Genomic DNA, 9,713 nt, shown 5'->3' with positions numbered 1-9,713 from the left:
CGACATGATCGGCGGGCGATTGGAGGCCCTGATCGGCGTGGAGGCCGGCGCGCTGATGCGCAGCGTTTCGCGTCTGCGCGAACGGGCGCGTCAGAGGCGTTCGGCATGACTATTCGCAGATCGCATAGCCGAAGCAGAAGTCGTCGCCGCTTGGCGACGGTTGCGAAAGAATGGTCGTCGCGCTGGCGACGCTCGCCGCGAACAGAAACAACATCAACACAGACAATATCAGATTGCGCATGACGGGCCCCAACCCTCCGCCTTTCGCCGCAACGCGTATCGAAAATTTGAAAGGCTCAGCGCTCCGCCTCTCCGCTCTCTTGGAGCGTCAATTTGGGCGCGCCGGCCTTTCACTGAACAAACGCGCATAGGTTGGAGCAGTTCCACGGAAGTTGCGCAACGGAGGAAAATTTATTGGCAAATCGCGTAGCCATAGCAGACGTCCGAAGGATTGGCCTTCGCGGACGACGTGAGGTAGACGCCGGCGCCGGCAAATTCCAGAAAGAGCACGCACACCACCAGGACCAGGCCGCCCATGCTTTTCGTCGGACGCATAATGAATTCCCCTCTTCCGATAACCGCTCCCTGCGAGCATTGCGACCTTAAGTCCGACTTAACCAAGGCGCCGTGCGCCGGCGCACAGGCGAGAGCGGACTGACGCTGGGCTTTGGCGGAAGTCGAACGCCGGGACCATAGGGACGACGGCGCGCATTGACCTCATCAAAATAGATGACGCCCTCTCGCTTGCGCGGAGGGCGTCATCTCAATTGTAAAGAACTGGCGCGGTCTTAGAGCACGACGACTTTCGTGCCGACCTTCACGCGATTGTAGAGGTCGATCGCGTCGATGTCGCGCATGCGGATACAGCCGGACGACACAGCCTGCCCGATCTTGTCCGGCTCATTCGTGCCGTGGATGCGATAGAGCGTGTCCTTGCCGTTCTGATAGAGATAGAGCGCGCGCGAGCCGAGCGGATTGTCGGGCCCGCCGGGCAGACCGCCGGCGTCGGCGGTCGGCTGAAGATGCGGCCAGCGCTCGAGCATGTCCTTCGGCGGAATCCACCGCGGCCATTCCTGCATGCCGCCCACATAGGCGCGGCCGGTGAAGGCCATCGCGTCCTGTCCGGTCGCCACGCCGTAGCGCACCGCCTTGCCGCCCGGCATCACATAGTAAAGGAATTTCGAGCGATTATCGACGATGATGGAGCCTACGGGCTCGTTCGTCTTGTAATCGACGAGGTAACGTTCGTATTGCGAGCTGACGGAAGCTTTCGGCGCAAGCGCCATGAATTCGGCGTCGCGGCTGCTCATCCTTGGATCGGGAAGCGGCGTTCCGGCGTTGCACCCAGCCAGGATGGCAGCGAGAAGCGCTGCAGCCGTCACATGTCTGAAACTCATTTCGGGCACTCCTTTCCGCCGCAAAACAGTTGTTACGATTTTCTTATCATGAACTTTGGCGCTGGGATCACGTCTTCCGAATTATTCCCATACTGTTGCGCCGGCGCCACGCAAACCGTTGCACAGCGCCTACGCTTAACCACTTCTTTTTCGTGGACAGGAGCCTGCGAAAGGCCGAAAATCAACCCCTTGACCGGCGTAGCGTCGCCCGCCCGGAGTGCGTCGCAGCATTGAAAACCCTTCTCGTCACACATGAGAGCGGGCTCCGCCATGAGATGGGTCCCGGCCACCCCGAGCGTCCCGAGCGGTTGCGGGCGATCGCGCGCGGCCTTGAGCAGGCGCGATTTGAGTCTCTGATTCGCCTCAGCGCGCGCAGAGCGGAGCTGGAGGCGCTGCGGCGCGTCCATCCGGAATCCTACCTGACCGCCCTCGAGCATGCCGCGCCGCGCGAGGGGTATTCGGCGCTCGACAGCGATACGCTGATGTGTCCGGAGACGATCGAGGCGATCTGGCACGCCGCAGGCGGGGCCGTCGCCGCCGTCGACGAGACGATGTCGGGAGGAGCCGATAACGCCTTTGTCGCCATCCGCCCGCCCGGCCACCACGCCGGGGCGCGCAATCCGATGGGTTTCTGCTTCGTCAACAACATCGCCGTGGCGGCGCGCCACGCCCAGGCCGCCCATGGGGCGGAACGGGTGGCGATCGTCGACTTCGACGTCCACCACGGCAACGGCACGCAGGAGATTTTCTGGGCCGACGACACGGTGCTGTTTTGCTCGACGCATCAGGCGCCCTTCTATCCGGGCACCGGCGGACGCAACGAAACCGGCGCGCACGACAATATCGTCAATGCGCCGCTGTTCGCCGGCTCGACGGGAGACGCGTTCCAGGAAGCGCTCGCCGACCGGATCCTGCCGCGGCTGCGCAATTTCGCGCCCGACCTGATCCTGATTTCCGCAGGATTCGACGCGCATGAACGCGATCCGCTCGGCGGCCTGCGGCTGCGCGAGGTCGATTTCGGCGACGCGACCAAACGCATTATGGAGATCGCCGACCAGCGCTGCGGCGGCCGCGTCGTCTCGATGCTGGAAGGCGGCTATGACGTCGACGCCCTCAGCCTCTGCGTGAACGCTCATGTTCTCGCGCTGATGGGCGTGACGGGGAACGCCAGCCCCTAGCGCGACGGCGTCCTGGAAAAAAGCAAAAGGGCCGCGAGCTTACGCTCCGGCCCTCTTTCGATGCTAACCTGCGATGCTGAGCCTGATCGGCGCGCGAAGGCGCTCTCAGCCCTGGCGGGCCTTATAGCGCCGCTGCACCTTGTTGATGATGTAGACGCGGCCCTTGCGGCGCACAATCTGATTGGCGCGATGGCGCGAACGCAAAGATTTCAAGGAGTTGCGGACTTTCATGGATCTTCCCCGGCAATAGTTGACTGGCCGGGATAACGCCCAGCGGTTCGTTGGCTTCGCCTATGCCCTATTTCACCCCGGCGATCAAGCGCAAACGCTGAGAAACGCCTCAAAAGCGGGCATTGACGAAGAAGCGCAGATTCGCGCCCGGCAGCAGCACTTCGTCCTTCCTGAAGGAGACGCTGTTGCGCATGTTCTCGTTGAGGAGATTGTCGCCGACGAGCCCCAGTCTCAGTTCGCGGCTCAGCGGGTCGCCCGGGTCGACCAGCATCCGGTAGCTGAGTTCGGCCCTCAGCAAATTATAGCCCTTCGTCGGCGTTTCATTGGTCGGGTCAATATTGCGCTGCGCGAAGGCGTGCAGAAGGTTGACGCGCGCCAGCCAGTTCGTATCGCGCCAGAACAGGCCGCCGCCGAGCCGAACCGGCGGTATGCGGGGTACATTGCCGCCGCCGACGAATGTCGCCCGCACCACGTCGAACTGATTTTCCACGCCAAAAACGCCGTCGAACAGCGGCGCGACGTCGAGTTGGCTCTGAAACTCGCCGCCGCGAAAGACCGCGTTGCGCTGTGCGTAGAACGCCTGGCGCAGATCGCCGTCGCCGCCGAAGGCGCAGCTTGCAATGTCGCCCTCGCAGACCGCGCCGGTGAGATTGCGGAAGATGAAGCCGTCGAAGCGCGTGAGATAGGCCGTCGCCTCGAAGCGGAATGGGCCGATCGGACGGCGCAGGCCGATTTCGATCGTCTTCGCCGCTTCGATTCCGAGATTGGGATTGCCGATGTCGAAGGTCCCCGTCGCCTCATGGACGCCACGCGAAAACAGCTCGGGCGCGCGCGGCGCGCGTTCGACATATTGCGCTGTCAGGCTGGCGACCACGCCTTCCGGGAGATCCTGGAGGAAACCAAAGGCGCCGCTCTTGGGCGTGAAATTGCGCACGCGGGCGATTTGCAGCCCAGGCTCGATCACGGATTCGGGAAATTCCCCGGAAACCAGAAGTTCCGGGAATGCGCCGGAAACGGTCGCATGTTCGATGCGTCCGGCAAGCTGCATCCGCGACGTGTCGGTCAGCCTGAATTCGTTGAACCAATAGCCGGCGACGCTTCGCGTCCGATTGGGATCGAAAAGCCCGCCCTCGCGGCCGGGCGAGGTCAGGATCTGATGCATGCCCTGCACGCCGAAGGCGCTGGTCAGAGTCGCGAAGGACAAATCGACGGGCCGAAGCTGCGTTTCGACGCGCGCCTCGAGATCCTTGTTGGTGAAGGTCTGCTGGACGCCGTTGAAACCCTCCTCATAGGCGAGTTCGTGGTGCTTGTAGTCAGTCAGCCCCGCCCAGAAGCGAACCGCTTCGATATAGGCCGACTGCGGGCGGAACTCGCCCTTGGTCGTCGCGCGCGTCTGGCGAAGCTCGATGCGCGTATCGGTCTCCGTCGGCTCGACGCCGGGGATGTGATAGCGCGAGTTGAACTGGGTCACCGCGACGCCGATAAAGCCGCCGTCGAAGAAATAGGAGGCGCCGACCGAACCGCCCGCCGAGCGCATCGACGAATTGGGCTGGCGTCCGAAAACGGGCGGCGGCGGGTCCGGCGGATACAGGTAAGGATAGCCGGGAATGCGGTAGTCGCTGCTGCGCTGGCCGTGGACATCGATGTGGACGGCGACATTGCCGCGGCCGGCGTCGAACAGCGTCGCGTTTTCCAACCCGTTGTCGACGGTCATCACCGCGCTGCGAGTCTCGACGATCGAGCAGCCCTCCGTCGCGGCCGTTGGGAGGAGCGCAAGACGGCACGGCAAGGCGGTGGGGATGCGGTTGTTTTCGACATTGACCACGCCGCCGATGGCCTGCGACCCCCAGCGCAGCGTGGCGGGGCCGCGCACCACTTCAACCTGGCTGGCGGCGACGGGATCGAGCGGAACGGCGTGGTCCTCGCCGAGTTCCGACACCCCGCTCGCGCTGATCCCATTTTCCTGGATTCGCACGCGATAATTGTCGAGACCGCGCACGATGGGACGGCTTGCCGCGCCGGGGGCGAAACTCGACCCGGTGACGCCCGGCTTCGAGAACAGCACGTCGCCAAGCGTCGCGCCCGGCGAGCGCCGCAGCTCCTCATTGGTGACGACCGTCACCGTCGCGAACTGATTGGCGACGATGGGGAGGACGCCGAGCGGCGCCACGGCCGTGTCGCGCGGCTCGGGTCCGCTCGAGCGCGCGACGCTGCGGTTGCGCCCGCCGGGCGCTACGGGAGTCTGTGGACGGGCGGCCACCTTGCTGCGCGCGATCGGACTGACGGCGCCCACCTCGATCGGCGGCAAGGCCTGCTGAGCCGCAGCGCTCGCGACGCAAACAAAGAATCCGACCGTCGCGCCGCCGCAAGCGGCCGCGCCGGCAAAAACGCTTCTCCTCATCGACGCCCGCTCTCCTTCGGCATATGTTATAACATAACATATCCAGAGCCGGTGGAAGCCTGTCAATGGCGCTTCGTCCGGCGTGCGGATGTCGGCGCCGGTCTGTGGCCGTCCTGCCACAGTCGAGCGGTCAGAAGGGTCTCAGGCGGTCGCGCGCGTCTGTCCGGCGCGATACTTCTCCCAACCCGCCGCGCGCAGCTTGCAGGCGGGACATTCGCCGCAGCCGTAGCCCCAATCGAAACGACGGCCCCTGTCGCCGAGATAGCAGGTGTGGGTGTCTTCGACGATGAGCCGCACGAGCGGTTCGCCACCGAGCGATTCCGCCAGTCGCCAGGTCTCCGCCTTGTCGATCCACATCAGCGGCGTATGCACGGCGATGCTGCGGTCCATGCCGAGACTGAGCGCCTGCGCCATGGCGCGGATCGTCTGGTCGCGGCAGTCGGGATAGCCCGAATAGTCGGTCTCGCACATGCCGCCGACGAGATCGGCGATCCCGCGGCGATAGGCGAGCGCCGCGGCGAAGGTCAGAAACAGCAGATTGCGACCCGGAACGAAAGTGTTGGGCAGCCCGTCGGCGGCGAAGGCGATCTCGGCGTCGCGGGTCAGCGCGGTCTCCGAGATCGCGCCCAGCGCTTCGATCGAAATCGTGCTGTCTTCGCCAAGCCGCCCAGCCCAGGACGGCGAGAGCCGCGCAAGCCCCTCGCGCAGCGCGGCCCGGCGCGAAAGCTCGACAAGATGGCGCTGGCCGTAATCGAATCCCACGGTCTCGACCCGGTCGAAGCGGGACAGCGCCCAGGCGAGGCAGGTCGTGGAATCCTGACCACCCGAAAACAGCACGAGGGCGGCGGAGGATTGAGTCGGGAGATCGTTCGTCATTGGGCCTAACTTATACAAAATCCGTTTGAACGCTCGGATGTCATTCCCGACGCGCGCAGCGCGCGCGATCGGAGCTCAAAACCAGCATTCTCGGACTGTCTCTGGATTCCCGGTCAGGCATTCAGCCTTCCGGGATTGACGCGCTCAGCGAATGACACGCCCAGCGAAGGCGTCATCCGGAATTCACAATAAATCTTCGCCCCAAAACAGCGAGCCGCCGTTGATAGGGGCGCATTTTGAAAAGTCGGACGGCGCCCCCACATTAGCGCGGCGAATTTCCCCTCATTCGACCCCGGAACGAGACCAAGATGCTGCTCTACAATACGCCGCTGGCGCCAAATCCCCGGCGGGTTCGAATTTTCCTGGCGGAAAAGAACGTCACGATTCCCATTCGCGACGTCAATCTGATGGCGCAGGAGCACAAGCAGGGGCCTTATGCGTCGGTCAATGCGTTCGAGGAAGTTCCGGCGCTCGTGTTCGACGACGGCGCGACGCTCACGGAGTCGGTCGCCATCTGCCGCTATATCGAATCGCTCCATCCAGAGCCGCCGCTCTTTGGACGGGACGTGCGCGATCAGGCCTTTGTCGAAATGTGGCAGCGCCGCGTGGAATTCCGCCTGTTCACGCCGGTGGCGCTCGCCTTTCGCCACAGCCATCCGGCGATGGCGCTGCTCGAGACTCCGCAGCTGCCGCAATTGGCCGAGCATCAGCGGCCGCGCGCGCAACAGATGATGCGCTTTCTCGACCGCGAACTCGCCTCGAGGCGCTACATGGCCTCCGACGAGTTCACCATAGCCGACATCACCGCCATCGTCGCCATGGATCTGACCAAGCTCGCGCGCGTCGAGATCCCTGACGATCTGCACAACCTCGCCCGCTGGCGGGCGGACGTCTCGGCGCGTCCGAGCGTCACGCCGTAATGTCGCGGCGCGCGTCCGGCAAGCGAGTCGAGGAGATCGCCGCGCGCATCCGCGCCTGCCGCTTCTGCGCGGAAACGCCCGAGGGCGAGAAACTGCCGCACGAGCCGCGGCCGGTGTTGCGCGTCTCGCCCACGGCGCGTCTGCTGCTCGCGAGCCAGGCGCCCGGCAATCTCGTCAATCAGACCGGCGTACCCTTCAACGATCCTTCCGGCAATCGGCTGCGCGACTGGATGGGCGTCGATCGCGAGACATTCTATGACGTGTCGCGCATCGCCATCGTTCCGATGGGCTTCTGCTTTCCGGGAAATGACGTCGCCGGCGGCGACCTGCCGCCGCGCCGCGAATGCCGCGCCCATTGGCACGACCAACTGTTTGAAACGCTGCCGCAGATCGAGACGGTCGTCGCGATCGGCAGATATGCGCAGGACTATCACTTCAAGCGGCTCGGCCATGCGTTGCCGAAAGGCGCGGGCGTTTCCGAAATCGTCGCGCGCTGGGGCGAATTTCAGAACGCCAGACCGCTGATCTTCCCCCTCCCCCATCCGTCCTGGCGCAATACGGGCTGGCTCAAGCGCAATCCCTGGTTCGAAACCGAGGCGCTGCCGGCGTTGCGCGCCGAAGTCGCACGGCTCGTCAAAACGTGAGACAAGGCCGCGTGACGAGAGTTCTCATCGGAGACGGCGCGCGCCGAGTCGAAATCGGCGACGACCTGCCCTTGACGCTGATCGCCGGGCCTTGCGCGCTCGAAAGCGCAGACATGGCGCTGGAGATCGCGGGCGCGCTCGCCAGCCTCGGCGAACGGCTGAAGATCGGCGTCGTCTTCAAGGCGTCCTTCGACAAGGCGAACCGCACAAGCGGCGACGCTGCGCGCGGCGTCGGCCTCGACGCCGCTTTGCCGATCCTTGCGGAGATCAAGACGAAGACCGGCCTGCCGGTGACGACCGACGTGCATGAAACATGGCAATGCGCGCGCGTCGCCGAAGTCGTCGACCTTCTGCAGATCCCCGCCTTCCTGTGCCGGCAGACCGATCTCATCGTCGCCGCGGCGAACGCCGGCCGCCCCGTCAACATCAAGAAGGGGCAGTTTCTCGCGCCCTGGGACATGGCGCACGCCGTCGAGAAAGCGCGTGGCGCGGGCGCCGGCGGCGTCCTCGTCACCGAGCGCGGAACGAGCTTCGGCTATAATGCGCTTGTCGCCGACATGCGCGCGCTGCCGATTCTGAGAGAGACCGGGGCGCCGGTCGTTTTCGACGCCACGCACGCTGTGCAGCAGCCCGGCGGACATGGCGCGGCGTCGGGCGGCGAGCGGCGTTTCGTTTCAACGCTTGCGCGCGCGGCGGTCGCCGTCAGCGTCGCGGGACTTTTCATCGAGACTCATCCGGATCCAGACACGGCGATCTCCGACCGCGCGACGCAAATTCCGCTCAGCGAACTCGAAACAATGCTCAAAGAATTGATGGCGTTCGACCGGCTGGCGAAAAAATACGATTGACGGACGCCGCGCTGCGCCGCGGACGCGTCGCGCGCTCCATTCAAAGCGATCGACCTTGATGTCTGCGGCGCAAACGATAAGTGGCCGCATAAGCGGCGGACGCCCCACTCCGATGAATCTGACATGCGGCGTTCGGCGAGCGACTCACTTTCGCGGGCCCGGCAATGACCTATGAGCTCTATTATTGGCCCGGCCTTCAGGGACGCGGAGAGTTCGTCAGACTCGCGCTCGAAGAAGCCGGCGTGGATTACGTCGACGTGGCGCATCAGCCAAACGCCGAGGCCGCGCTTGTGACGTTTCTCGAACGCGCCGACCTCGTTCATCCGCCATTCGCGCCGCCGTTCCTGAAGCACGGAGACATCGTCATCGGTCAGACCGCCGCGATCCTTCTCTATCTTGGCGATCGTCACGGTCTCGCGCCGAAAGCCGCGACGGGCAGGCTTTGGGTTCATCAGATCCAGCTGACCATCGCCGATCTTGTCGGCGAGGCCCATGACACGCATCATCCCTTAGGCGCGGACCTGTATTACGAAGAACAGAAACCGGAGGCGTTACGCCGGGCGCAGCGCTTCCGTGCGGATCGAATCCAGAAATTTCTGGATTGGTTCGAAACCATTCTCGCCCGCAACCCCGACGGCGACGCCTATCTCGTCGGTGATAGCGTAAGCTACGCCGATCTTTCCCTGTTCCAGGCCCTCGAAGGTCTGCTCTACGCGTTTCCAAAGAAAACACGCGCCGTTCTCGCCGAAGCGCCCCGCCTGTCGGCGCTGCGCGCGCGCGTCGTGCAACGTCCGCGCATCAGCGCCTATCTTCAGAGCGGGCGCCGCGTGACGTTCAACGAGCAAGGCATTTTTCGTCACTATCCGGAACTCGATCGCTGAGGCGCGCGGCCGGATCGCCGAACATGGGTCTTGGATCGTTCGCTTCGCCCTATATGCACATCTTGTCCGTCTCGGCGGCTTGGACTCGACTCGCTCCCCGGAGAGATATTGATGGGTGAATTGGTTCTGATCCCGGATCCGCAGCTTTCAACGAGCGCTGGCGACGACGCGTTGCGCGATCGCCTCTTTCGCACGCGCGCGCTGTCTCTCGAACTTGCGGCGCCGCTCAGCGCAGAAGACATGGTCGTCCAAGCGATGAACGACGCCAGCCCAACCAAATGGCATCTCGCTCACACCACGTGGTTTTTCGAAACCTTCGTGCTGACGCCCTATCTCT

11 protein-coding genes and 1 pseudogene are annotated in these 9,713 nt (G+C 64.3%); 6 read left to right on the top strand and 6 right to left on the bottom strand.

What is annotated here, in order from left to right; genetic code table 11:
- Positions 1-109: 109 nt before the first annotated feature.
- The 3 genes from AB7F41_RS16525 to AB7F41_RS16515 form a co-directional block, all read right to left on the bottom strand.
- The gene (locus AB7F41_RS16525) at positions 110-241 is read right to left on the bottom strand and encodes a hypothetical protein (protein ID WP_428380023.1); all 132 of its coding nucleotides are present in this window, start codon (positions 239-241) and stop codon (positions 110-112) included.
- Between the two features lie 170 nt (positions 242-411).
- Positions 412-555: a hypothetical protein gene (locus AB7F41_RS16520; protein WP_428380024.1), complete on the bottom strand. Its 144-nt coding sequence runs from the start codon at positions 553-555 to the stop codon at positions 412-414.
- A gap of 233 nt (positions 556-788) precedes the next feature.
- Positions 789-1,397 (bottom strand): L,D-transpeptidase, encoded by a 609-nt coding sequence (locus tag AB7F41_RS16515; protein ID WP_428380026.1) that lies wholly within the window; start codon positions 1,395-1,397, stop codon positions 789-791.
- Between the two features lie 275 nt (positions 1,398-1,672).
- Here AB7F41_RS16515 and AB7F41_RS16510 point away from each other — a divergent pair, with 275 nt between their 5' ends.
- Positions 1,673-2,575, top strand: a complete 903-nt coding sequence (locus AB7F41_RS16510) for a histone deacetylase family protein (RefSeq protein WP_428380261.1) — start codon at positions 1,673-1,675, stop codon at positions 2,573-2,575.
- 105 nt (positions 2,576-2,680) lie between these two features.
- Here the strand turns inward: AB7F41_RS16510 and ykgO are convergent, their stop codons facing one another.
- From ykgO to queC, 3 genes are all read right to left on the bottom strand, one after another.
- On the bottom strand, positions 2,681-2,806 hold the full coding sequence (gene ykgO, locus AB7F41_RS16505) for a type B 50S ribosomal protein L36 (protein ID WP_014892454.1): 126 nt from the start codon (positions 2,804-2,806) through the stop codon (positions 2,681-2,683).
- Between the two features lie 109 nt (positions 2,807-2,915).
- The gene (locus AB7F41_RS16500) at positions 2,916-5,207 is read right to left on the bottom strand and encodes a TonB-dependent receptor (protein WP_428380029.1); all 2,292 of its coding nucleotides are present in this window, start codon (positions 5,205-5,207) and stop codon (positions 2,916-2,918) included.
- Positions 5,208-5,348: 141 nt separating this feature from the next.
- Complete coding sequence (queC, locus tag AB7F41_RS16495; RefSeq protein WP_428380031.1) at positions 5,349-6,083, bottom strand: 7-cyano-7-deazaguanine synthase QueC; 735 nt, start codon at positions 6,081-6,083, stop codon at positions 5,349-5,351.
- A 308-nt stretch (positions 6,084-6,391) separates the two neighbouring features.
- Here queC and AB7F41_RS16490 point away from each other — a divergent pair, with 308 nt between their 5' ends.
- The 5 genes and pseudogenes from AB7F41_RS16490 to AB7F41_RS16470 all read left to right on the top strand — a co-directional run.
- Positions 6,392-7,003, top strand: a complete 612-nt coding sequence (locus AB7F41_RS16490) for a glutathione S-transferase family protein (protein ID WP_428380033.1) — start codon at positions 6,392-6,394, stop codon at positions 7,001-7,003.
- Positions 7,003-7,647 carry a uracil-DNA glycosylase family protein gene (locus AB7F41_RS16485; protein WP_428380034.1) on the top strand — a complete coding sequence of 215 codons (645 nt, stop codon included), beginning with the start codon at positions 7,003-7,005 and terminating at the stop codon, positions 7,645-7,647. The genes AB7F41_RS16490 and AB7F41_RS16485 overlap by 1 nt, the downstream gene beginning before the upstream one ends.
- An 11-nt stretch (positions 7,648-7,658) precedes the next feature.
- Positions 7,659-8,495 carry a 3-deoxy-8-phosphooctulonate synthase gene (kdsA, locus tag AB7F41_RS16480; protein WP_428380035.1) on the top strand — a complete coding sequence of 279 codons (837 nt, stop codon included), beginning with the start codon at positions 7,659-7,661 and terminating at the stop codon, positions 8,493-8,495.
- Positions 8,496-8,659: 164 nt separating this feature from the next.
- Positions 8,660-9,376 carry a glutathione S-transferase gene (locus AB7F41_RS16475; RefSeq protein ID WP_428380037.1) on the top strand — a complete coding sequence of 239 codons (717 nt, stop codon included), beginning with the start codon at positions 8,660-8,662 and terminating at the stop codon, positions 9,374-9,376.
- Positions 9,377-9,487: 111 nt separating this feature from the next.
- Positions 9,488-9,713, top strand: a pseudogene (locus AB7F41_RS16470) (ergothioneine biosynthesis protein EgtB); the annotation flags it as partial.

Origin of the sequence: Methylocystis sp. (genome assembly GCF_050251305.1) — a bacterium.
Taxonomy (GTDB): domain Bacteria; phylum Pseudomonadota; class Alphaproteobacteria; order Rhizobiales; family Beijerinckiaceae; genus Methylocystis.
This window is presented reverse-complemented; position numbering and strand designations above follow the sequence as displayed.